The 23,133-nt window shown below is 58.7% G+C and carries 26 protein-coding genes; 20 read left to right on the forward strand and 6 right to left on the reverse strand.

Translation table 11 applies throughout. The annotated features are described in order from the left end of the window. Position 1: 1 nt before the first annotated feature. The 4 genes from ABLV75_RS17450 to ABLV75_RS17465 form a co-directional block, all read right to left on the reverse strand. Complete coding sequence (locus ABLV75_RS17450) at positions 2–1,066, reverse strand: DUF2955 domain-containing protein (RefSeq protein ID WP_004098265.1); 1,065 nt, start codon at positions 1,064–1,066, stop codon at positions 2–4. Next, positions 1,056–2,123, reverse strand: coding sequence for an HlyD family secretion protein (locus tag ABLV75_RS17455; protein ID WP_004108624.1), 1,068 nt, complete (start codon positions 2,121–2,123; stop codon positions 1,056–1,058). Before ABLV75_RS17455 ends, ABLV75_RS17450 begins: the two co-directional genes overlap by 11 nt. 6 nt (positions 2,124–2,129) lie before the next feature. Further along, entirely contained in the window at positions 2,130–2,594 is a 465-nt protein-coding gene (locus ABLV75_RS17460; RefSeq protein ID WP_004108626.1) for a MarR family transcriptional regulator, read from the reverse strand. 215 nt (positions 2,595–2,809) lie between these two features. Next, positions 2,810–2,974: a DUF1127 domain-containing protein gene (locus tag ABLV75_RS17465; protein ID WP_004108628.1), complete on the reverse strand. Its 165-nt coding sequence runs from the start codon at positions 2,972–2,974 to the stop codon at positions 2,810–2,812. Positions 2,975–3,151: 177 nt separating this feature from the next. Between ABLV75_RS17465 and ABLV75_RS17470 the strand changes: the two genes are divergently transcribed. From ABLV75_RS17470 to ABLV75_RS17480, 3 genes are all read left to right on the forward strand, one after another. Further along, entirely contained in the window at positions 3,152–4,576 is a 1,425-nt protein-coding gene (locus ABLV75_RS17470; RefSeq protein WP_004108631.1) for a PLP-dependent aminotransferase family protein, read from the forward strand. Between the two features lie 464 nt (positions 4,577–5,040). After that, positions 5,041–5,952 carry an acetamidase/formamidase family protein gene (locus tag ABLV75_RS17475; RefSeq protein ID WP_017145059.1) on the forward strand — a complete coding sequence of 304 codons (912 nt, stop codon included), beginning with the start codon at positions 5,041–5,043 and terminating at the stop codon, positions 5,950–5,952. Then, on the forward strand, positions 5,949–7,292 hold the full coding sequence (locus tag ABLV75_RS17480) for an APC family permease (protein WP_017145060.1): 1,344 nt from the start codon (positions 5,949–5,951) through the stop codon (positions 7,290–7,292). Before ABLV75_RS17475 ends, ABLV75_RS17480 begins: the two co-directional genes overlap by 4 nt. 160 nt (positions 7,293–7,452) lie before the next feature. Here ABLV75_RS17480 and ABLV75_RS17485 read toward each other — a convergent pair whose 3' ends face one another. Together ABLV75_RS17485 and ABLV75_RS17490 are read right to left on the reverse strand one after the other, a co-directional pair. After that, positions 7,453–7,896 (reverse strand): FosA family fosfomycin resistance glutathione transferase, encoded by a 444-nt coding sequence (locus ABLV75_RS17485; RefSeq protein ID WP_017145061.1) that lies wholly within the window; start codon positions 7,894–7,896, stop codon positions 7,453–7,455. Beyond that, positions 7,890–8,798 carry a LysR family transcriptional regulator gene (locus ABLV75_RS17490; RefSeq protein ID WP_017145062.1) on the reverse strand — a complete coding sequence of 303 codons (909 nt, stop codon included), beginning with the start codon at positions 8,796–8,798 and terminating at the stop codon, positions 7,890–7,892. The genes ABLV75_RS17485 and ABLV75_RS17490 overlap by 7 nt, the downstream gene beginning before the upstream one ends. Positions 8,799–8,885: 87 nt before the next feature. Here ABLV75_RS17490 and ABLV75_RS17495 point away from each other — a divergent pair, with 87 nt between their 5' ends. The 17 genes from ABLV75_RS17495 (at position 8,886) to ABLV75_RS17575 (ending at position 23,081) form a co-directional block, all read left to right on the forward strand. Next, positions 8,886–9,668: an NAD(P)H-dependent oxidoreductase gene (locus ABLV75_RS17495; protein ID WP_004108645.1), complete on the forward strand. Its 783-nt coding sequence runs from the start codon at positions 8,886–8,888 to the stop codon at positions 9,666–9,668. 147 nt (positions 9,669–9,815) lie between these two features. Then, positions 9,816–10,400 carry a TetR/AcrR family transcriptional regulator gene (locus ABLV75_RS17500; RefSeq protein ID WP_004108647.1) on the forward strand — a complete coding sequence of 195 codons (585 nt, stop codon included), beginning with the start codon at positions 9,816–9,818 and terminating at the stop codon, positions 10,398–10,400. Between the two features lie 17 nt (positions 10,401–10,417). After that, positions 10,418–11,218, forward strand: coding sequence for a winged helix-turn-helix domain-containing protein (locus ABLV75_RS17505; protein WP_202860704.1), 801 nt, complete (start codon positions 10,418–10,420; stop codon positions 11,216–11,218). Then, the gene (locus tag ABLV75_RS17510) at positions 11,215–11,733 is read left to right on the forward strand and encodes a FidL-like protein (RefSeq protein WP_004108661.1); all 519 of its coding nucleotides are present in this window, start codon (positions 11,215–11,217) and stop codon (positions 11,731–11,733) included. Before ABLV75_RS17505 ends, ABLV75_RS17510 begins: the two co-directional genes overlap by 4 nt. 405 nt (positions 11,734–12,138) lie before the next feature. Continuing rightward, the gene (locus tag ABLV75_RS17515) at positions 12,139–12,417 is read left to right on the forward strand and encodes a BMC domain-containing protein (RefSeq protein WP_004098239.1); all 279 of its coding nucleotides are present in this window, start codon (positions 12,139–12,141) and stop codon (positions 12,415–12,417) included. Between the two features lie 17 nt (positions 12,418–12,434). Next, entirely contained in the window at positions 12,435–12,719 is a 285-nt protein-coding gene (locus ABLV75_RS17520; RefSeq protein WP_004108664.1) for a BMC domain-containing protein, read from the forward strand. 15 nt (positions 12,720–12,734) lie between these two features. Beyond that, the gene (locus ABLV75_RS17525) at positions 12,735–13,013 is read left to right on the forward strand and encodes a BMC domain-containing protein (protein WP_002442217.1); all 279 of its coding nucleotides are present in this window, start codon (positions 12,735–12,737) and stop codon (positions 13,011–13,013) included. 53 nt (positions 13,014–13,066) lie between these two features. Beyond that, positions 13,067–14,671: an acetaldehyde dehydrogenase (acetylating) gene (locus ABLV75_RS17530; protein WP_023320275.1), complete on the forward strand. Its 1,605-nt coding sequence runs from the start codon at positions 13,067–13,069 to the stop codon at positions 14,669–14,671. A gap of 26 nt (positions 14,672–14,697) precedes the next feature. Further along, entirely contained in the window at positions 14,698–14,955 is a 258-nt protein-coding gene (locus tag ABLV75_RS17535) for a EutN/CcmL family microcompartment protein (RefSeq protein WP_023320274.1), read from the forward strand. A gap of 15 nt (positions 14,956–14,970) precedes the next feature. Then, positions 14,971–16,125: a 1-propanol dehydrogenase PduQ gene (locus tag ABLV75_RS17540; protein WP_024273680.1), complete on the forward strand. Its 1,155-nt coding sequence runs from the start codon at positions 14,971–14,973 to the stop codon at positions 16,123–16,125. 25 nt (positions 16,126–16,150) lie between these two features. Beyond that, positions 16,151–19,537 carry a choline trimethylamine-lyase gene (gene cutC / locus ABLV75_RS17545; protein ID WP_024273679.1) on the forward strand — a complete coding sequence of 1,129 codons (3,387 nt, stop codon included), beginning with the start codon at positions 16,151–16,153 and terminating at the stop codon, positions 19,535–19,537. A 56-nt stretch (positions 19,538–19,593) separates the two neighbouring features. Next, positions 19,594–20,541, forward strand: coding sequence for a choline TMA-lyase-activating enzyme (gene cutD / locus ABLV75_RS17550; RefSeq protein WP_016807794.1), 948 nt, complete (start codon positions 19,594–19,596; stop codon positions 20,539–20,541). Between the two features lie 12 nt (positions 20,542–20,553). After that, positions 20,554–20,982 (forward strand): BMC domain-containing protein, encoded by a 429-nt coding sequence (locus ABLV75_RS17555; protein ID WP_004108679.1) that lies wholly within the window; start codon positions 20,554–20,556, stop codon positions 20,980–20,982. Next, a complete protein-coding gene (locus tag ABLV75_RS17560; RefSeq protein WP_004108682.1) occupies positions 20,979–21,599 on the forward strand; it encodes a phosphate propanoyltransferase in 621 nt (206 codons plus the stop codon). Before ABLV75_RS17555 ends, ABLV75_RS17560 begins: the two co-directional genes overlap by 4 nt. 12 nt (positions 21,600–21,611) lie before the next feature. Then, positions 21,612–22,298 (forward strand): hypothetical protein, encoded by a 687-nt coding sequence (locus tag ABLV75_RS17565; protein ID WP_064351889.1) that lies wholly within the window; start codon positions 21,612–21,614, stop codon positions 22,296–22,298. Between the two features lie 19 nt (positions 22,299–22,317). Then, positions 22,318–22,734 (forward strand): multidrug efflux SMR transporter, encoded by a 417-nt coding sequence (locus ABLV75_RS17570; protein WP_004110265.1) that lies wholly within the window; start codon positions 22,318–22,320, stop codon positions 22,732–22,734. Positions 22,735–22,751: 17 nt separating this feature from the next. Then, positions 22,752–23,081 carry a multidrug efflux SMR transporter gene (locus tag ABLV75_RS17575; protein ID WP_004108688.1) on the forward strand — a complete coding sequence of 110 codons (330 nt, stop codon included), beginning with the start codon at positions 22,752–22,754 and terminating at the stop codon, positions 23,079–23,081. Positions 23,082–23,133 lie beyond the last annotated feature (52 nt).

Consider the following 23,133-nt stretch of genomic DNA (forward strand, 5'->3'; position numbering starts at 1 on the left):
CTTATTCGGTCACCACGAACCGGGTTGGCGCAAAGCAGTTCAGCAGCCGATGCATAAGAAAGACCATGGTCAGCGTAACGATCAGCGCCACGGTCACGGAGGTAATGCGGTACAGATCGCTGAACACCAGGTCCTGGTCCGGATGCAGGTTCTGGCCGAACATGATGCCAATAGTGGTGATGCTGGCGAAGCCAACGCCTGCCCCCACCTTCTCCATCACGTGCAGCCGGGCGCTAAACGCCAGCCCCAGCCCAATCAACGGCATCATCAGCACCATATGGTTGCTGAAGTCGTAGATAATCAGCTGCACCACCAGGATATAAAGGCAGGCCAGCACCACCCCCACCACGCGCCAGATCGAGCTGATCACCGCGCCGCGATAGTGCATCGGGAACAGAATTAAGATGCCCGCCATCAGCGCCGACAGCGAGTCGCTCAGATCGCAGACCTGAAAAATCACAAAGATCATCGTCGCCACGCTGCCGGAAAGCAGCGATTCGTGGCGGATACGCGCGGCATCTTTTTCAATGCGCGGCGGCGGCTTGCGCGGTTCAACGTCCGGGATGAAGTAGTTCAGCAGCGCGCTGAGCGCCACCGCCATCACGCAGGCCTCCATATTGGAGAACATCAGCGTGTGCCAGTTGCTGGTGGGATAGCTCATAAAGTTGAGCATCGTGCTTTGACACACCACGCCCATCGACCCCAGCAGAAACAGCGGCCCCTGGCTCATAAAGCGAAAGCGCATCACGTACAGGCCAAACACCACCAGCGTCATGATGACCGGCCACTGCGATAAATAGCCGACGATTAACACCATTTCGACGCAGTTCACCGCCGCACTGAACACAAACTGCCGCGCCACGTGGCGGTTAAACACCGGCACCAGCGACAGCAGCATCAGCGGATAAACCACGAAGAAGACGCCGTACTGCACGTCATAGAAAGTTGATATGCTCAGCGCGATAGTACCGGCCACGGCGATACGCAAGGTCTGGCGAAAATCGTTCGCCGTGTAGACGATGTTGCCGTGCGGGGTGAAGACCCGCGCCAGGGTATTAATAGACATAGTGCAGGAAGCTCACCAGATGGATCTGCGCGCCGGCGAAGGTACGGGCGAACGGGCCATCGCTGTTATAGAGCTGTACCGTGGCGCGGGCGCCGGTGGGCAGCGGCTTATCCAGCGGCTCGTCCAGAGCGACGTGAATGCGCATGCGCTGCGCGTCGCGCACCCAGCGGGTGGATTGCTCCGGCTGCGATAGCTGGCCGTTAACTTCTTCTTGTCCAGCCAGAATACCGGCATCGCTGCTGGTGACGTGCGCCGGGAAGACTTTGCCCGGCAGCGCATCGAACACCACCGCGGCATCGGTATTCACGCCGGTGTGGCGCAGGCTCTTCTCGCGGAAATCGGCGACGATATCGGTCTGATTGCTCACCAGCGCCAGCAGCGGCGTGGCGGCGGTGGCGTACAGACCAGGGTTAAGCTGCAGGTTGCTCACCATCCCGTCAGTCTCCGCGCGGACCTTCGTCCAGCCGAGGTTAAGCTGCGCCTCTTCCAGCGCGTTGCGGTACTTCTGCAGCGTGACGTTGCGCCCATCGTCGCGCTCGCCGCGCTGGATCAGCAGATTGTGGATACTGGCGTTGAGCGCGCTGACCGACTGTTCGCTGGTCTGCCAGGTGGTGCGCACTTTATCCAGATCCGACTGGGAAACGTTCTGCATGGTGCTCAGACGCTGATAGCGATCGAACGTGACCTTATCGTTGCGCGCGGTGTACTGGGCGGTACGAAGGTTGGCGCGGGCAGAAGCGATCTGCGCGTCCAGCTGCTGGTTACTGAGTTTCGCCTGTTCAAGCGCGATCTGCGCCGCTTCCACTTTATTGATAAACGGCGTTGGATCCAGTTCATAGAGCAGATCGCCCTTCTTCACCTGGCTGTTGTTATGCACATAGACATGGGAGACATAGCCGGAGACGCGCGACGAGACCGGCGTGACCACGCGCATCACGGTGGAATCCGGCGTGAGCGGGATCCAGATATCGGCAACGATAAACCAGGCGAATATGACCAGGAAGGCGGCAATACTCACCCTTACCCAGCGGGCAAATTTCTGTTCAGGGGTCATCATAGTGTTTTAGATCTTGTTATCTTCTTCGCGGATAGTCCGCAGATTGCAGGCGATTTGATTTAACGTGGCGCTAAAGGCGGCGAGCTGCGCTTCAGGGAGGGTTTCGGTGACGCGCTGTTGATAGGCCTCAATCACGCGGTTCAGCTTCTCCAGAATAGCGCGGCCTTCCGTCGTCAGCGTCAGCAGGCGTATGCGTTTGTCATAAGGCGATGTTGAACGCAGCAGATAGCCCTGCTTTTCCAGCTGCGTGAGGGTGCGCATCAGCGGCGGCAGTTCAATGCCCTGCACCTCCGCCAGCTCGCTGACCGAGACGTTATCCCCCAGTTGATGCAGCTGCATCAGCACCGTCCAGCTTGACTGGGTCAGGCCGGTGTCGGTAATGGCAGAATCAATAATCGCGCGCCACTGGCGCACCACCATCGCCATGCGCATGCCCATCGGGCGGCGGGCAAACAGGTCGTCTTCGGTCATTTTACTTTCCTCACTTAGCTGTGAAGAAAATAATACTTATCACGATAAGTATCAAGAAACGAAGAGTGGATAAGCATGAATTGATAAATTATGTGAATGTATCATCCCCGGTCGCGCTCACGCTTACCGGGGCTACAGCTCTGCGCGGTATGGTAGCCCGGACAGGCGCGTCAAGCGCCGCCTCCGGGAAAATGCCGGGTAAAAAATCGCACTTTTTAATTGATCTGATCCCGACGCAGCCCGACATCTTTTAGCTGTTCGTCGCTCATACGCTGCAATGTTCTGCGCGTTTGCTCACGAAGCCACCACTTTTTGAACGCCCGCGCCAGAAATACGAAGCCGATAAACGGCTGTCTTGCCCGATTTTCGTGAAATTCCATCCTCTACCTCCTCACCTTGCCAGAGGCTTTATCTTCACGGATCCGCGGCCAAACAATACAGATTCACAAAATACTTTTCTTTAACATACAGATTCGCTAAAACGTACAGCAGACCTCACTTTTACCGCCAATCTGTACTGGTTTATTGATCTGTATGGCGACGATCAAGGATACAGCATGACCCGCTATCAACATCTGGCCAGCCTGCTGGCAGAACGCATCGAACAGGGGCTGTATCGCCCCGGCGAAAAGCTGCCGTCGGTGCGCAGCCTGAGCCAGGAGCACGGCGTCAGCATCAGCACCGTTCAGCAAGCCTACCAGACGCTGGAACAGCAGCAGCTGATCGTACCGCAGCCGCGTTCCGGCTATTTTGTAGCCCCGCGTAAAGCACAGCCGCCGGTGCCGCCGATGTCGCGGCCGGTCCAGCGCCCGGTAGAGATCACTCAGTGGGATCAGGTGCTGACCATGCTCGACGCCCGCCACGATAAATCGATTATCCCCTTCGGCGGCGGCTCGCCGGACGTCACCCAGCCAAGCCTGAAGCCTATCTGGCGCGAGCTGAGCCGGGCAATTCAGCACAACCTTAGCGAAGTTCTGAACTACGACGAGCTGGCCGGGCGTCGCGAGCTGCGCGAACAGATCGCCCGCCTGATGCTCGACGGCGGATCGGTGGTCACCGCCAACGATCTGGTACTTACCAGCGGCTGCCACAGCGCGCTGTCGCTGGCGCTGCTGTCGGTGTGTCAGCCCGGCGATATCGTCGCCGTCGAATCCCCTTGCTACTACGGCACCATGCAGATGCTGCGCGGATTAGGGCTAAAAACCATCGAGATCCCCACCGATCCGGAAACCGGGATCAGCATCGAGGCGTTAGAGCTGGCGCTGGAGCAGTGGCCGATCAAAGGGGTGATCCTGGTCCCCAACTGCAATAATCCGCTGGGATTTATCATGCCGGATGCCCGCAAGCGGGCGGCGCTGTGCCTCGCCCAGCGCCACGATATCGTTATCTTTGAGGATGATATCTACGGCGAGCTGGCAACCGAATACCCGCGCCCTCGCACGATCCATTCCTGGGATATCGACGGCCGGGTGATGCTCTGCAGTTCGTTTACCAAAACCATCGCTCCCGGCCTGCGCATCGGCTGGATTGCCCCCGGCCGTTATTACGATCGCCTGCTGCAGATGAAATATGCCGCCAGCGGTACCAACGTCCCCTCCACCCAACTGGCGGCCTGTAACTTTATTCGCGAAGGCCACTATCACCGCCACGTGCGAAGAATGCGGCAGATCTACCAGCGCAATATGGAGATCTACACCTGCTGGCTGCGGGAGTTTTTCCCCTGCGGGATCTGCGTTACCCGCCCGAAAGGCGGCTTTATGCTGTGGGTCGAGCTGCCGGAGCAGGTGGACATGGTCTGCGTCGCGAAGCAGCTGTGCCGGCTGAAAATCCAGGTCGCGCCGGGATCGCTGTTTTCCGCATCCGGGAAATACCGCAACTGCTTAAGGATCAACTGCGCTCTGCCGCCGATAGATAAACATAAAGAGGTGATGGTGCAGCTGGGCATGGCGGTGAAGGTGGCGATGGAGTGGGCGCCGGAGTGAGGTTATAGGCTGGTCCCGGTGGCGCTGCGTATGACCGGGCTACAGGTTCACCGCCGCCTACGGGCCTGTAGCCCGCTCGGGTGCGCCAGCACCGCCTCCGGTTTTCCCTCTTTGAGAGCCCAAATCCCTTGGTATTATCATCAATGCTCCCCCGGCATATTGCGCTAAATGACCAGCACGTAAATTTTCGCAGAGTAATCTGCTATATAAACGATTAATATCAGTAAATAATGAAAAAATGACAACCAGTAATAAAACATTGAACAGCCAAACAACTTAATAACCAGCATATAAAAATATTAGAATAAAATATTTAACCGCATGATTCATCAGCAAATATATATCATTTATTTTTGAAAAACCTGACCAGATTGCCTTCCTGTAATAATCCCGATAAATTCACTCCTTCCCCCTGCGGGAAACTCTAAATATAAAAACGCAACAATATAACCGGGATGAATGTCATGAAAATAACCAAAGACCAGGTGGTCTACGCCATGTCGCGCGATAACGCTCCTGTCGCTACCGTCAGCAGCGGAAGCGAAGTGCTGTTTGAAACGTGCGACTGCTTCTCCGACCAAATCACCTCCGCCGATGCCGTGTTCAACGAACTGGACTGGCAGCGTATCAACCCGGCGACCGGGCCGGTCTACGTCGAGGGCGCCGAGCCGGGTGATGCGCTCAAGGTCACCATCAAGCGCATTACCCTGACGAGCAATCAGGCGGTGATGGTCACCGCACCGCAGCTCGGAGTGATTGGCGATGAGCTTGATGCCCCGAAGGTCACCATTGTCCCGATTGAAAACGACCATGCCGTGCTGCCCGGCAACGTGCGCGTCCCGCTCAACCCGATGGTCGGCGTGATCGGCGTCGCGCCTGCCGGGGAAGCCATCTCCTGCGGCACACCGGATAGCCACGGCGGCAATATGGACTGCAAAATGATTACCGCCGACAGCACCCTATGGCTGCCGGTCAACGTTCCCGGCGCGCTGTTCGGGCTGGGGGATTTACACGCCGCGATGGGCGATGGCGAAGTTTCGGTTTGCGGTCTGGAAATCCCCGGCGAAGTGCTGGTCGAACTGACGGTGGTTAAAAACCGTCGCCTGCCGCTGCCGATGCTCGAAAACAGCGAGACCCTGTTTACCCTCGCTTCGGCACAGACGCTTGATGATGCCGCCGCCCTGGCCACCCGTAATATGGCGCATTTTATCGCCGACAATACCTCCCTGACGCTGGCTGAAGCGATCAGTATTCTGAGCATCGCCGGCGACCTGCAAATCTGTCAGGTGGTCGATCCGCTGAAAACCTGTCGCTATGCCTTACCGAAATCAGTGGCTGAACAGCTCTCCCTGAGCGTCGAAGGGGAGCATGCATGAGCGTTGAACAATTTGGCTATAAGCAGGAGCTGCATCGGGCGCTGACGTTCCGCGATCTGCTGGTCTACGGCATGATATTTATGGTGCCCATCGCGCCGTTTGGCGTCTTTGGCTACGTCTGGGACGGCGCGCAGGGCATGGTGGCGCTGGCTTATCTCATCGGTATGGTGGCGATGTTCTTTACCGCCATGAGCTACTGGTCGATGTCGCGCGCGTTCCCGGTCTCCGGATCGGTATACGCGTATGCCCAGCGCGGTATTCATCCGATTGTCGGCTTTTTTGCTGGCTGGCTGATCCTGCTGGACTATATTCTGGTGCCCTCGCTGCTCTATATCGTCAGCGCGGCGGCGCTGGCGCCTATGCTGCCTGGCGTGCCGGGCTGGCTGTGGATTGTCGGCTTTATTGCGATTAACAGCCTGATTAACCTGCGCGGCATTACCTTTACCGCGCGCGCCAATAACACGATTCTGATCGCGGAGATCGTGGTGCTGTCGGTGTTCGTCGTTCTCGGGCTGATTGCGCTCTACTCCGGCGCCGGGGCGGGCCATCTGACCCTCGACCCGCTCTATAACGCCGATAAGTTCAGCCTGCCGCTGGTGATGGGCGCGGTCTCCATCGCCGTGCTCTCGTTCCTCGGCTTCGACGGGATCTCCACGCTGTCCGAGGAAACGAAAGGCGGCGTGGATACCGTGGGTAAGGCGTCGCTGGGCGCGCTGATGCTGGTCGGTTCGCTGTTTATCCTGCAAACGTGGATTGCCGCCGATCTGGCGCAGGGCATGACGTTTAGCAGCCTCGATACCGCCTTCTACGATACCGCGAATCTGGCGGGCGGCGGCTGGCTGAAGTATGTCACCATGTGGTCGACGGTGATCTCCTGGGGGATTGCCAACGCCCTGGTGGCGCAGGCCGCCGTGTCGCGCATTCTGTTTGCGATGGCGCGCGACAAGCAGCTGCCGCAGCTGCTGGCAAAAGTGCACCCGCGGCTGAAAACGCCTTACGTTAGCACCCTGTTTGTGGCGCTGATTTCGCTGGCTTCCGGCCTCTGGTTCTACGGCGATATCGATAACCTCAGCCGTCTGGTGAACTTCGGCGCGCTGATGGGCTTCCTGGTGTTGCATATTGCGGTCATCAACCACTATCTGATCCGCAATAAGTCACGCAATCTGGTGATGCACCTGCTGTTCCCGGTGATTGGCCTGTGCATTATCGGCTTTGTGATTTATGAGATGGACGTGCAGGCCAAGGTGCTTGGGCTGAGCTGGCTGGCGGTTGGCGTGGTCTATTACCTGCTGATGCGCCTGGTGCTCAAGCGCAATGTGGAACTGAAGCTGGAAGGCTAGCGCGATTTATCTCCCCGGCTCGCGCTGCGCTTAGCCGGGCTACGGGTTCCCGGCCGTCTGCGAGCCGGTAGCCCGGACAAGGCGCGTCAGCGCCGCCTCCGGGGAAACAACGCGCAATGCAGCCTCCGCTTTTCCCCGGCTCGCGCTGCGCTTAGGCGGGCTACGGGTTCCCGGCCGCCTGTTCGTCCTCGCCAAAAAACACCATACCTTTATAGGGCTTCGCCCGGCACGCCGCCAGGCGCTGGGCGAGGTTGCCGACGTGCAGCTCCAGCTTGTGGCCGTCCGGATCGAGAAAATAGTGCGACGCGCCTTCGCTTTTATTGGTTTTCCAAACCGGAACGCCAGCCGCATTCAGCCGCCCGGCAAAAAGCGCGAAATCCGCCTCCGCAATGCTGAAAGCATAGTGGGTGTAGTCGCTCTCCTCCGGCGGGGTAACGCGCCGCTGAGGGTCCAGCGACAGGCACAGCCAGAGGTCGCCGCAGGAAAAATACGCGCCGTTATCCCAGCGCGCGCGCAGCGTCATTCCGGGCAGCTGCTGATAAAACGCCACGCTCGGCGCCAGCTGGCTGACCGCCAGAGTCAGATGGTTTAATCCGCTTAACATGGCTTCTCCTCTAATGACGTTACGATTTGCTGACGCAGCCACCGATGCGCCGGGTCGCGATGCCAGCGCTCGTGCCACAGCATCAACATATCAAATCCGGCGACCGCCAGCGGCGGTTCGACCACCGTCAGACCCGCAGCTCCGCTCACCAGCCGCTCCGGCAGCACCGCCACCAGCTCGCTATTGCGCAGCGTCTCCAGCATAAACAGGAAATGTGGCACGGAAAGGACAACTCGCCGCGCCAGACCGAGATTCGCCAGCGCGCTATCGGTCGCGGCGCTGAATCCTCCGCCGTCCGGCGAGACAATCACCTGTTCCAGCTGGCAGAACTGCGCCAGAGTTAACGCCGACTGCAGCGCCGGGTGCCCGGCCCGCCCGGCAAGCACGTAGCGTTCGTGGAACAACAAACGCTGATGCAGCGCGGGCGGTGCACCATCGCGCGTGTGAAAAAACAGATCCACTTCGTCGCGATCCGCCTGCTGAACCAGCCGCGAAGGCTGCAGCTCAAACAGCGCCAGACGGCTGGCCGGAGAGGCGATGCGCAGCGCGTTGAGCGCCGGCAGCAAAATCGCCGACGCCATATAGTCGGTCGCCGCCACCCGCCAGGTCTGCGCCGCCGTGGCCGGGTCAAAAGGCTGAACCGGCGCCACCGCCAGCTCCAGCGCCAGCAGCGCATCGCGCAGCGGCCCGCGCAGTTCATCGGCGCGGGCGGTGGGCTGCATTCCGCGTGGCCCCGGCAGCAGCAGCGGGTCGGCGAAAATTTCCCGCAGTCTCGCCAGTTGGACGCTAACCGACGGCTGCGACAGGTTGAGGCGCTGCGCCGCCCGGGTGACGTTATTTTCGCTAAGCAGGACGTGAAGCGTGCGTAGCAGATTGAGATCCAGACGCTGGAGATTAACCATGACTATACCTGTCATTAAAGTAATTCATTTCTACTATAGCGCCGCCAACTCTACTCTGCAGCTCTCCCTTATGCTGAGATGATTTCAATGAAAATATTACTGGTTTACGCCCATCCTGAACCGCGTTCGCTTAACGGCGCGCTGAAAGATTTTACCGTGCAACATCTACAAAACGCCGGTCACGACGTGCAGGTGTCCGATCTCTACGCCATGCGCTGGAAGGCGGGATTTGATGCCGACGACAGCAGCGCCCCGCCGGTGGGTGCAAGCTGGCGGGCGACGCGAGATTCGCAATATGCCTTCGCTCACGGCACGCAGAGCGCGGATATCGTGGGCGAACAGGAGAAGCTGCTGTGGGCCGATACGGTGATTTTCCAGTTCCCGCTGTGGTGGTTTTCACTGCCCGCCATCATGAAAGGCTGGATTGATCGGGTTTACGCTTACGGGTTTGCCTACGGCGTCGGCGAGCACAGCGATACGCACTGGGGCGATCGCTACGGCGAAGGCACGTTCGCGGGTAAACGGGCGATGCTGGTCGTTACCGCCGGCGGATGGGCGGAGCACTATGCTCCGCGTGGAATTAACGGGTCTATCGACGACATTCTGTTCCCCATTCAGCACGGGATGCTGTTCTATCCCGGATTTGAGGTGCTGCCGCCGGTGGTGTTCTACCGCACCGACAAACTCGATGAACAGCGCTTCGCCATCCTGCGCGAGGAGCTGGCCCGGCGGCTGGATACCCTCTCTGAAACGCCGCCCATTCCTTTCCGCCGTCAGAATCACGGCGACTATTTGATCCCCTCTCTGAACCTGCGTCCGGAGCTGGCGCCTGGAGAAAATGGCCTCGCTATCCACGTGAAGCCTATGTGAATCTCGGTGGGTGATATTCGCGGCGCGGCGAATATCACCACAATTCATAAGGTGAACTGTGAGCCTCCACGCAATAACGGCATCACGCCCCGCTACGCCCCTTCGCATATTGATAGCGATCAAGAATAATCATACCGTCTGGTCGGTATGATTCGGGCCATGAATATGGAAGCCCAACATCGTAAAAAAGATCCTGTCCGCCTGCATAAGCAACTGCTGGAATCCGCAGCCACTATCGCCGGTCGGGACGGTATCGCCTCGCTGTCGCTGAACGCCGTCGCGCGCGAAGCGGGCGTCAGCAAAGGCGGCTTACTGCACCATTTCCCCAACAAGCAGGCGCTGATTTTCGCTCTCTTTGCCCGTCTGCTGGCGATTATGGAAGAAGCGATTTCAGAGCTTATGGCCGCGGATAACGTCTCTTATGGCCGATTTACCCGCGCCTATCTGCGCTATCTGTCGGCGCCGGAACTCACGGACACCCAGGAGAGCCGCCAGCTGATGGTGCTGTCGCTGGCCATGCCGGATGAACCGGTGCTGCGAAAATGCTGGCGCGACTGGATGCTGGACCATCTGGCGAAAGGGGATGAACTGGACAATAGCCATACCGGCACGCTGGTGCGCTATGCGGCGGACGGCATCTGGCTATCGGAATTAACCGAGGGGCGCACCATGAGCCCCGGGCACCGGCAGTCGCTGGTCAGCGATTTGACGAAGATGACGCTTCCTGCGTGAAGCATGTTGAGGCCACGATGCGCTATAACATCCATGGCCGTCTTATTTATGATGCAATGGACGGCACGCTAACGTTACCGGGAAGCGATGAGGCGGACAGCCAGCTGTCCATCACCGCCAACGCGCTGCTGTGGTTCTTCCTGCGCCACACCGAGGTGGTCAGCCGCGACGAAGTGCTTAAAAAAGTCTGGGATGACAATGGGTTAACCTCATCCAACAGCAATCTCAATCAATATCTGAGCATGCTGCGCAAAACCTTTCGCCACTACGATATCGACAACATTATCGTCACCGTATCGCGCGGACTGCTGCAGCTCAATCCGGACCTCGCTATCGAGATGCTCGACGCCAGCCCGGAGCCGGAACCGGCGCCTACGGCAGAAGCTGAGCCAGATCTGGCCACCGCCCCGGCAGAACAGAAGACCGTTTCCAGTCGCCACGCGCGCGGCACCTGCTGGTATCTGGCCGGCGGCTGCCTGCTCACCATCGCCCTGCTGCTGGTGGTCTGCAGTTTTCTCGGCGGCAGCACTGCGCACCCCATTACCCTGACGCAAATACGCCACAGCCAGTGCGAACTGCTGGCCAGCGATGAGATGCTGCGATCCGTTGCCGAAAGCGCCTACGGCAAGAATTTTGATGCTGTACGCCAGCGCCTGAAGCTGGAGTGCAAGCCCGGCGAACGCTTCGTCTTCTTCTATGGCGACCGGCTGGAAACCAACGGTCTGGGCCGGGTGTTCCTCGCCCACTGCGCGATGCATGAAGATAACCCGTTCAGCTACTGCGATAACTATTTTTATTATTCATGGAAGCCGCAATGAGAATCGCCCCGCGCCCCTTTTTCGCCCTCTCCAGCCTGGTGTTTATTGCCGCCGCCGGGTTCTGCGCCTGGAAGCTGCTGCCGGTCGAAAACGGCGGGGTAATGAGCTGTTCGACAAAAGCGATTATGCGCTTTGAGAACATGGAGAAGGAGAACGTTAACGGCAATATCCATTTCAACTTTGCCGCCAACGGCAAAGGGTCGATGGTCGTTGAAGGCTACACCGATTCCGCCGCCGGCTGGCTTTACCTCCAGCGCTACGTCAAATTCAGCTACACCAGCAAGCGCATCTCCACCACCGAGCGCCACTATCGCATCAGCAAGTGGGAATCCAGCGCTTCGTCCATCGATGAGTCGCCGGACGTGATCTTCGACTATTTTATGCGCGAGATGTCCGACAGCCACGATGGCCTGTTCCTGAACGCACAGAAGCTCAATGAGAAAGCCATTCTTCTCAGCTCTATCAACTCACCGCTCTACGTCTGCACGCTGAAGTCCGGCAGCAAGCTTGACTAAGCTCACACCCGCTTTTCCTTCCTCGCTTTCCCGTTAGTAAAACCGCACGTTTTGCATTTAGCCTGCCGAAGAAAACACGATCCTCCCCACACTTAGCATGGGAATAAATTACCCCCGATCTGCAATAAATTAGCAACTTATTAACATCAATCCGCCTCAGGCTAAATGGTGAAAAAAGCGCCACAATCGTCACTCAATCCGCCCTGCCATCGCAGCACAAATGCATAAATAAGCGCCTTAACCAATCTAAATCACAGAGTAAAAGACTAAAAATACCACGTCAGCAGATTTAAATTTCACTTCATTCGCCATTCCCTATAGTGAACCCCGAACGCCGCATCCGCGTCCTGACGCCGTTACGCGGTCGGTTTTCCGAATCACAAAACCTGTTCTGGAGGAGAAACCATGGGTGATGCATTAGGGCTTATCGAAACCAAAGGTCTGGTGGCCTGCATTGAAGCCGCGGATGCGATGTGTAAAGCCGCCAACGTCGAGCTGATTAGCTATGAAAACATCGGCTCGGGGCTGGTGACCGTCATGGTGAAGGGCGACGTCGGCGCAGTGAAAGCGGCTGTGGATTCCGGCGTGGAATCCGCGCAGCGCATCGGTGAAGTGGTGACCTCGCTGGTTATCGCTCGTCCGCATAACGACATCAACAAAATCGTCATTAAACACAAGGCCTGATGGCCAGGAGAACGCAAATGGGTGATGCATTAGGTCTGATCGAAACCAAAGGTCTGGTGGCCTGTATCGAAGCGGCGGATGCCATGTGTAAAGCCGCCAACGTTGAACTGATTGGCTATGAAAACGTCGGCTCCGGCCTCGTCACCGCGATGGTGAAGGGCGACGTCGGCGCGGTGAAAGCGGCGGTGGATTCCGGCGTCGAATCCGCGCAGCGCATCGGCGAAGTGGTGACTTCTCTGGTTATCGCCCGCCCGCATAACGACATCAACAAAATCGTCTCGCATTACAAAATCATAGATTAACCGGAGAAAAACCTGATGAAAGAAGCGCTAGGGCTTATCGAAACCAAAGGTCTGGTGGCCTGTATTGAAGCGGCGGATGCGATGTGCAAAGCCGCTAACGTTGAGCTGATTGGCTATGAAAACGTCGGCTCCGGCCTGGTCACCGCGATGGTGAAGGGCGACGTCGGCGCGGTGAATGCCGCGGTAGATTCCGGCGTGGAAGCGGCAAAACGCATCGGCGAAGTCGTCACCTCTCGCGTCATCGCGCGTCCGCATAACGACATCGAAAAAATCGCGGCGCAGCACAAAGCATGACCTGACAGGGCGCGCCCCGTCTCCACTCTTTTAGTCTGATGAAGGATAGACTCATGATTGAACTGGATAACGATTTGCAGTCCCGGCAGAACGCCCGGGAACTGGTGCGCAATGCCAAAAAGGCGCAGGCGATTCTGGCCACCTTTTCGCAGCAGCAAATCGACGCCATCGTGAAGAACGTGGCCCAGGAAGCAGCGCATCATGCCGAAGCGCTGGCGAAAATGGCCGCGGAAGAAACCGGTTTTGGCAACTGGCAGGACAAAGTGCTGAAGAACCGCTTCGCCTCGCTGCGCGTCTACGACGCCATCAAAGATATGAAGACCGTCGGCATCATTCATGACGATCCGCTACAAAAAGTGATGGACGTGGGCGTGCCGCTGGGGGTGATTTGTGCGCTGGTACCGTCGACCAACCCGACCTCCACGGTCATCTACAAAACGCTGATTGCCCTGAAGGCCGGCAACGCGATTATCTTCTCCCCGCATCCCGGCGCCCGCCAGTGCAGCTGGAAAGCGATTGAAATCGTGAAGCGCGCGGCGGAAGCGGCAGGGGCGCCTGCCGGTAGCGTCGACGCCATTAGCCAACTGACCCTCGAAGCCACCTCAGAGCTGATGCACAGCAAAGACGTGTCGCTGATCCTGGCGACCGGCGGCGAAGGCATGGTGCGCGCCGCCTACGCGTCCGGCACGCCGACCATTAGCGGCGGTCCGGGTAACGGCCCGGCGTTTATCGAACGCAGCGCCGATATCCCCCACGCAGTGAAAGATATCATCACCAGTAAAACCTTCGATAACGGCGTGATCTGCGCCTCCGAGCAGTCGATTATCGTCGAACGCTGCATCTACGACGAAGTGCATCGCGAACTGGAAGCGCAGGGCGCGTACTTCATGAACGAAAACGAAGCGGCGAAAATGGCGGCCCTGCTGCTGCGTCCTAACGGCACCATCAACCCTAAAGTGGTGGGTAAAACCGCGCTCTATCTGAGCCAGATGGCCGGTTTCTGCGTCCCGGCCAGCACCCGAGTGCTGATTGCCGAGCAGACCACGGTATCGCATACCAACCCCTACTCGCGGGAAAAACTGTGCCCGGTACTCGGCTTGTACGTCGAAGAGGACTGGAAAGCCGCCTGTCACCGCGTCGTGGAACTGTTGACCAACGAAGGCCTCGGCCACACGCTGGTGATCCACACCCGCAATCAGGACGTCATCCGCCAGTTCTGCCTGGAAAAACCGGTTAACCGCATTCTGATCAACACCCCGGCGGCGCTGGGTGGCATCGGCGCGACCACCAATATCACTCCGGCCCTGACCCTCGGCTGCGGCGCAGTCGGCGGCGGCTCCAGCTCAGATAACGTCGGACCGATGAACCTGCTCAACATCCGCAAAGTGGGCTACGGCGTTCGCTCCATCGATGAACTGCGCGCGCCGGGTAGCCGCCCGGAACCGCAGCCGACCATCGTCAGCCCGGCGTCCGGCCCGAACCGCAGCATCTTCGACGATGAACGTTTTAACGCCCCAGCGACCGCCGCCACCGCAGCCCACCCGGCCAGCGCCGACGATCGCTTTGCGACTGCCGCCGCCGTCGGCGCGGACAGCGAGATTAATGAGCAAAACGTGGAACGCGTCATCCGCCAGGTGCTGGAACGCCTTGGTAAGTAACACATTGATATAAGGCGATAAAAACAATGATTCTCGCAAAGGTAGTCGGACATGTCGTCGCCACGCAGAAGTGCGATGAGCTAAGGGGCAGCAACCTGCTGCTGATCGTCAAATTAGATGATGACCAGCAGCCGATGAAAGACCAGACCTGGGTTGCCGTTGATAGCGTCGGCGCCGGTATGCACGACATCGTGCTGGCCGAAGAGTACCTGGCGCTCAACAAAGAGCACTACAAGGCCATGTCGGTGGTCGCCATTGTCGAGAACGTGTTTCGGGACGCTTAAGGAGTCAATAACCCAATGAGTGAATTTTTGCTGAAACCCCGGATTCGCTTTGGTCAGGATGCGCTTGCCATCCTGAACGAGCTGCCCGCCCGCAACGTGCTGCTGGTCACCGACCAGGCGATGGTTAAGTTTGGCCTCGCCGATCGCGTCACGCAGATCCTCCATGCGCGCGGCATCGCTTTCCAGGTCTGGGACGACGTGGTGGCCGACCCGGATATCGCCACCGTGGTGCGCGGTATGAAGCGGATGGATACCAGCTATCCGGATCTGGTTATCGCGCTGGGCGGCGGTTCGGTGATTGATGCAGCCAAAGCGGTTATTTTCGCCCTGGCGCAAACCCGTCCGGACGCTCACCGCGAGCCGCCCTGCTTTGTGGCGATCCCCACCACCAGCGGCACCGGCTCTGAAGTCACCGCCTTTTCAGTGGTAAAAGCCCACGCCGAGAAGCTGGTACTGGTGGACCCGTCGCTGCTGCCGGATATCGCCATTCTTGACCCGGCGCTGGTGGCCTCGGTGCCGCCGGCGATCACCGCCGATACCGGGATGGACGTGCTGTGTCACGCGCTGGAAGCCTATGTCTCCCGCGCCGCCAGCGACTTTTCCGATGCGCTGGCGGAGAAAGTGGTGCAGCAGGTATTTCGCTTTCTGCCGACCTGCTGGCGCAACGGTGGCGATCTGCTGGCGCGGGAAAAGATGCACAACGCTTCCTGCATGGCGGGCATGGCCTTCACCAACGCCTCGCTGGGCATTACCCACAGCCTTGCCCACGCGCTCGGCGGCGTGTTTCGTGTCCCCCACGGTCGCGCCAACGCCCTGCTGATGGCGGACGTGGTGGCCTGGAACGCCGATTATCACGGGCTGTGCGATACCGATGCCGCCCGCAAATATGCCCGATTAGCCCATCTGCTGGATCTGCCTGCGGCCACTACCCGCCAGGGCGTCGCCAGTCTGCTGGTCGCCATTCAGGCGCTTAAAGACGAAATGAGCATGCCGGCCGGCATCCGCGATACTGGCGTCCTTGCAGACGAGTTTGAACAACGGCTGGCGGAGATGGTCGGCCAGGCGTTACGCGACAGCTGTACCCCGACGAACCCACGCGCGCCGGATGCTCACGCACTGACCGAACTCTATCGCCGGGCATGGACCGGCAACGCCGTTCAGGGCCACTGATAACAAGATTTGGAGAACCTTACCCATGGCACACTACAGCTTAACGCCGCGCGTCAAAGTGTTGGCAGAACGTTTACTCTCACAAAAAAGCACCCTGTGCACCGAACATGCCACCACGCTCAACGCCCTTGATGGCGATATCGCCGGGGTTCCCGCCGCCGTCAAACCGGCGCGCCGTTTCTATGAACTGATGCGCCAGCTGCCGCTGTGCATCAGCGCCGACGAGCTGATCGTCGGCAACCAGACCCGCAAACCGCACGGGGCGATTTTCCACGACGAGAGCGCCGCCCGTCGCCCGTCCGCGTTCCAGTTTCTCAATCTGAATAGCGATCTCGACTCCCCGGATTACAAGCTGGTGGTCGAAAAAGGCGTACTGGCGATAAAACATCAGCTGGAAGAGAAAACCCGCGCGCTGGGCAGCGCCGTCAGCCGCAGCGGCATGGACGAAGTCAACGGCTGCCGTGCGGCCATCTACGCCTGCGATGCCCTGCTGGCGCTGGCGCAAAACCTGGCCAACAGCGCGGAACAGCTGGCCGCCGCGGAAACCAACGCTTACCGCCGAGCAGAACTGCTGGACAGCGCCGCCATTCTGCACCATGTTCCGGCGCATCCGGCGCGCAGCTTCAAAGAGGCGTGCCAGGCCTTTTATCTGTTCCAGCTGGCGCTCCAGCTGGATAACGGCAGCTACGCCGTCAACCCGGAAGGCGCCGACAAAGCCCTGCTCCCTTACTACCAGCACGATATCAACAACGGCGCGCTCTCCCCGCAGCAGGCGTATGAAATCGTCGAATCGCTGTGGTTCAAGCTGGCGGAACTGTGCGAAGTGCGCGCCGCCTGCGCGCTCGACGGTTATCCGATGTTTGACGCCATGCTGCACGGCGCAAGCCTTGAGAATGCGCGCATCAACGAACTCTCCGACATGTTCCTCAGCGCGCAGCAAAACCTGAGCGCCCTGAATCTGCCGGTGCGTCTGTTCAAGGGAGTACAACACGTTTCCGCCGCCCCGTTTGCCGCCGCCGGCGATACGCCGGCAGCAGAAGGGCTGACTCCGCGCATGCAGCGCCTGCGCAACCACTACCTGACCGTGCGCCCGAGCGTCTCTATCTATCGCGCGCTGGCCTTTACCGAAGTGGTCAAAGCCAACCCCGGCATGCCGACAATTCTGCTGCGCGCCAAAGCCTTCCGCCACGCCTGCGAAACCGCGCCAATTCTGATTCAGGATGATGAGCTGATCGTCGGTCATCCGTGCGGCAAGCCGCGCGCGGGCGCCTTCTCGCCGGATATCGCCTGGCGCTGGGTGCGCGACGAACTCGACACCATGAGCACCCGTCCGCAGGATCCGTTTGAGATCAGCGAAGCAGATAAGAAAACCATCCGCGAAGAGATCGTACCGTTCTGGGAAGGCCGCTCGCTGGACGAAATCTGCGAAGCCCAGTACCGCGAAGCGGGCGTATGGGCATTCAGCGGCGAAACCTTCGTCAGCGACCTCTCCTACCACCAGATCAACGGCGGCGGCGACACCTGCCCGGGCTACGATGTGCTGCTGTTTACCAAAGGGATGAACGGCATTAAAGCCGACGCCGAGGCGCATCTTGCCAGCCTGAGCATGGAAAACCCGGAAGATATCGACCGTATTTACTACTACAAGGCGGCCATTGAAACCTGCGAAGGGGTGATTAACTACGCACACCGCATCGCCGCCCGCGCCCGCGAACTGGCCGCCGTTGAACAGAACGCCCAGCGCCGCGCCGAGCTACTGACCATCGCTGAGGTGAACCAGAACGTGCCGGCGAACCCGCCGAAAACGCTGCAGGAGGCACTGCAGAGCATCTGGACCGTGGAATCGCTGTTTGAAATTGAAGAGAACCAGACCGGGCTGTCCCTGGGTCGCGTAGACCAGTACTGCTACCCGATGTTTGAAGCCGATATCCGCGAAGGCCGCCTGACTCACGACACCGCGCTGGAGCTGCTGCAGGCGTTTATCATCAAATGCGCCGAGCTGATGTGGATGTCCAGCGAGCTGGGGGCGAAATATTTCGCCGGCTATCAGCCGTTTATCAACCTGACCGTCGGCGGTCAGAAGCGCTCCGGCGGCGATGCCTGTAACGACCTGACTTATTTGATCATGGACGCCGTGCGCTTCGTGAAGGTTTACCAGCCGTCGCTGGCCTGCCGTATTCACAACCAGTCGCCGCAGAAGTATATGGAAAAAATCGTCGACGTCGTCAAAGCGGGGATGGGCTTCCCGGCCTGCCACTTCGACGACTCCCATATCAAGATGATGCTGCGAAAAGGCTTCGATTTCGAAGACGCCCGCGACTACTGCCTGATGGGCTGCGTTGAGCCGCAGAAATCCGGCCGCATCTACCAGTGGACCTCCACCGGCTACACCCAGTGGCCCATCGCCATTGAGTTCGTTTTAAACCGCGGTCGGATGGTGCTGTTTGACAGCTATCAGGGGCTGGATACCGGCGACCTGCGCGACCTGCACACCTTCGAAGCGTTCGACGCGGCGGTGAAAAAACAGATTGCCCATATCGTACGCCTGTCGGCGATCGGTACGGTCATCAGCCAGCGCGTGCACCGCGACGTGGCGCCGAAGCCGCTGATGTCGCTGCTGGTAGAAGGCTGCATGGAAAAAGGGAAAGACGTTGCCGCCGGCGGCGCGATGATCAACCACGGCCCGGGGCTGATCTTCTCCGGTCTGGCGACCTACGTCGATTCCATGGCGGCGATTCGTAAGCTGGTGTTTGAAGATAAGAAATACACCCTTGAGCAGATGCGCGACGCGCTGCTGGCGAACTTCGAAGGCTTTGAAGGCCTGCGTCGCGACTGCCTTAACGCGCCGAAATACGGCAACGATGATAACTACGTTGACCAGTATGCACTGGATATCACCGAGTGGACCGAGCGCGAGTGCCGTAAGTACAAGATGCTCTACTCCACCCTGAGCCACGGCACACTATCCATCTCCAACAACACGCCGATCGGTGAGCTGACCAACGCCACGCCGAACGGTCGCCTGGCGTGGATGCCGCTCTCCGACGGTATCAGCCCGACTCAGGGCGCGGATAAGCAGGGTCCGACGGCGATCATCAAGTCGGTGAGCAAGATGAACGTCGAAACCATGAATATCGGCATGGTGCACAACTTCAAGTTCCTCAAAGGGCTGCTGGATACCCCGGAAGGTCGTCACGGCCTGATTACCCTGCTGCGCACCGCGTCGATTCTCGGCAATGGCCAGATGCAGTTCAGCTATGTCGATAACGAAGTGCTGAAAAAAGCCCAGCAGGAGCCGGAAAAATACCGCGATCTGATCGTCCGCGTCGCGGGCTACAGCGCCTACTTCGTTGAGCTGTGCAAAGAAGTTCAGGACGAGATTATCAGCCGTACGGTAATTGAGAAGTTCTGATAAAAACACGGACGTTTTTGGACACGGATGTCCCGATCGTATTTCTGGAGGTAAATGTGAGCGCAAAACAAGAATTAACCGGGCGAATATTCAATATTCAGAAATATTCGATCTATGACGGCGATGGGATCCGCACGCTGGTTTTTTTCAAAGGCTGCAATATTCGCTGCCCGTGGTGCGCTAACCCGGAAGGGCTGAATAGCCAGTTTCAGGTGATGTTCTCCCAGGATAAATGCATTAACTGCGGCGACTGCGTCAACGTCTGCCCGGCGGGAATTCATTATCGGGCGGAGGAAAACGGCGAAATGAAGCACTTCGTCAACCGCAATAAAGACTGTATCGGCTGCCGCAAGTGCGAAGAGATCTGCACGCAGAACGCGCTGGATATTATGGGTAAAGATGTCACCGTCAGCGAACTGATGGAGATCATCATGCAGGACTACGACTTTTATATCTCCTCCGGCGGCGGCGTCACCATCGGCGGCGGAGAAATGAGCCTGCAGACCGATTTTGCCGTAGCGCTCTTTAGCGAATGCAAAAAGATGATGCTCAATACCGCCGTGGAAACGCAGGGCACTACGCCGCTGGCTAATTATCAAAAGCTGGCGCCGGTGACCGACACCTTCTTATTCGATATTAAGCAAATTAATAGCGAGCACCATAAAGCGTTATTTGGCATTGGTAACGAAGGCATTCGCCGCAACCTGGAGTGGCTGGTGGATTCCGGCGCTAACGTCATTATCCGCATGCCGCTGGTTCGCGGCTATAACGACTCGTTCGATGCCATTACCGGGGCCATTGATTATGTACAAAAGCTGGCGAAGCGCGGAAATATCCGCCGCATCGATATGCTGCCGTACCACCAGCTCGGGCGCAAAAAATATGAGCGCCTCGATATGCCCTACCCCATCGCCCGGGACCCGACATATTCCGCCGAAGAGTTAGACCGGCTGGAAACGTTCTTCACGCAGTTTGATTTTGATATTCGCTTAGTCCGCCATTAACAGGAGCCGACAATGAAAAGTTTAGGCGTAATTGAAACGCGAGGGTTAGTTGCCGCCGTTCAGGCCGTAGATGCCGCCTGTAAAAGCGCAGGAGTGACCTGCTTTGGCTACCGCAAAGTCGGATCGGGGCTGGTTAGCGTCTGCTTTGAGGGGGAGATCAGCGCGATTCACACCGCCATCGAACGCGGCGTGGCCGTCGCTGAGCTTATCGACCCGCAGGTGAAATCCCTGACGATTGCTCGTCCGGAACGCAGCGTCGTGGAAGCCCTCAGCACCCTCAAAGGCCATCCGCCGCGTGCGAAAGCTGCCGCTGCAGCCCCGCTTGAGGCTGAAATCGTCGCACCCGCCGCTGTGGAAACAAGGGAACCCACTGAGCCCGCCGCCGCGCCCGCGGCGACAGAAGATAAAAACGCGGCGATGAGGAAAGGGAAGAAGGCATGATCGACACCCTGCTCCATGAAAAAATCGCCGCCCGCCTGAGCCACGTTGCGCCGGCTATCCCGGTCGGCATCTCTAACCGTCACGTCCATCTGGCGCAGCAGGACGTCGAAGCGTTGTTTGGCAAGGGCTATGTCCTGACGCCGTTTAAGCCGCTGCGTCAGCCGGGACAGTTCGCCGCCCAGGAGTGCGTCACTGTGGTCGGTCCGAAGGGCTCGCTCACCCACGTGCGCGTCCTCGGCCCAACCCGCCCGGTATCGCAGCTGGAAATCTCCCGCGCCGACTGCTTTACCCTCGGCATCAAAGCACCGGTTCGCGAATCCGGCCAGCTGGAGAATGCGGGCAGCGCGCTGCTGATCGGCCCGGCAGGCCACGTTGAACTGCGGTCTCAGGTGATCTGCGCCTGGCGGCATATCCATATGTCGCCGCAGGACGCCCGCCAGCTGAACGTCACCAACGGTCAGAAGGTTAGCGTCCGCAGCAACGGTGAACGCCAGCTGACCTTCGATGAAGTAGTCGTGCGGGTACGCGAAGACTTCGCGCTGGAGTTTCATATTGATACCGAAGAAGCCAACGCCGCCGGCTTGAAAAACGGCGCGCAGGTCGCGCTCATCGGCTAACGGAGGCTCGCCATGACCAACCAACAGATGGAAGCGCTGGTTGAACGCATTGTCCAGCGTCTGCGGCCGCCGGTACTGGTAATGGTGACCGCCGCGGCGGGCTACCGGCACGCTATTCGCCAGCGGCTGGCCGGCTGCGGCGAGAGCCTGCACCTAGCGCTGGATAGCGGCATTGACGACGGCGAGCAGTGGCAGAGTATCGGTAAAACGCTACCGGCGGCTGACTGGCAATATGGGCTGCCGTCCGCTGCGTATAAAGCGCTGCTGCTGCCATTTCTCGACTACCCGCTGGCGGCGGATCTGGTGAATGGTTCTCTGCACAGTCCCCTTGCCCGCCGCGTGCACGATGCTCTGCTGAGCGGTCTGCCGGTGCTGGCGCTGCGCTATCACTGCGATCCCGCCAGCGAGCTTAACCAGCTGCGGGGCGCGCAGCCTGATACCGCTTACGCCGGGCATATGCAGGCCACGCTTTCCCGCCTGGCCGAATGCGGCGTCACGCTGTGCACCATGAACGAATTGCTGGAGAAGCTGGCGTCGGGTCGCGAAGCAACGGTGGCGCCGGCGAGCGGTCCGCGCCGTTATCTCACTGTCACAGACGTGGTGAATAATCCGGCGCTGGCCGGTGCGCCTCAAGCGCAGTTAACCGATGCCGCTATCGATTTTATAAAAAGCAGAAAAAAAGAACCTTACCTTAAATAGTAAACCCGGAGTTTAACTTATGTCTTCAAAAACAAAGTGTTGGCTATGGATGCTGCTGGTTATCGTTTCTGAAACCTCAGCCACCTCCACCCTCAAAATGTTCGGCAGCAGTGAAGGGATAACCAAAATGCTGCTGCTCGGGCTGCTGGTGCTGCTGTATTGCACCTGCTACTACTCGCTGTCCCGCGCGGTGAAAGATATTCCCGTCGGTCTGGCCTATGCCACCTGGTCCGGTACCGGCATCCTCGTGGTATCGACGCTGGGAATGGCGTTTTACGGCCAGCACCCGGATACCGCCGCCATTATCGGCATGGCGGTTATCGCCAGCGGTATTGTGATCATGAATCTGTTTTCCAAAATGGGTAGCGAAGAGAGCGAGGAAGCGCCCGCAGAACCCTCGGCTGCTTCATCGCTGGACAAAAAAGTCGCCAACTAACTGAAAAGGAATCGCATATGTTTAACCTCGGATTTTTATGGCTGGCGCTGTCTATCGGCTCCGAAATCACCGGCACGTCGATGATCAAAAAGACCAACGGCTTCAGTAAACTGGCGCCGTCGGTGCTGGTGGTCTGCGCCTACGGCCTGTGCTACTTCGCCCTCACCCGCGCGATGAGCACTATTCCGGTCGGCGTCGCCTACTCGTTATGGTGCGGCTTTGGTATCGTCGGCGTCACGATTTGCTCGATGATCCTCTATAAGCAGAAACCGGATATTCCGGCCATCCTCGCCATGGTGCTGATCATCTCCGGCGGCATCATTATGAACGTCTTTTCCAGCATGTAAGTCACTCCTGCGCCTTCATTTATTGCGGTGAAGGCGCTAAATACCCCTACTA

The sequence above is a fragment of the Klebsiella sp. CN_Kp066 genome (genome assembly GCF_040065135.1).
Classification (GTDB): domain Bacteria; phylum Pseudomonadota; class Gammaproteobacteria; order Enterobacterales; family Enterobacteriaceae; genus Klebsiella; species Klebsiella oxytoca.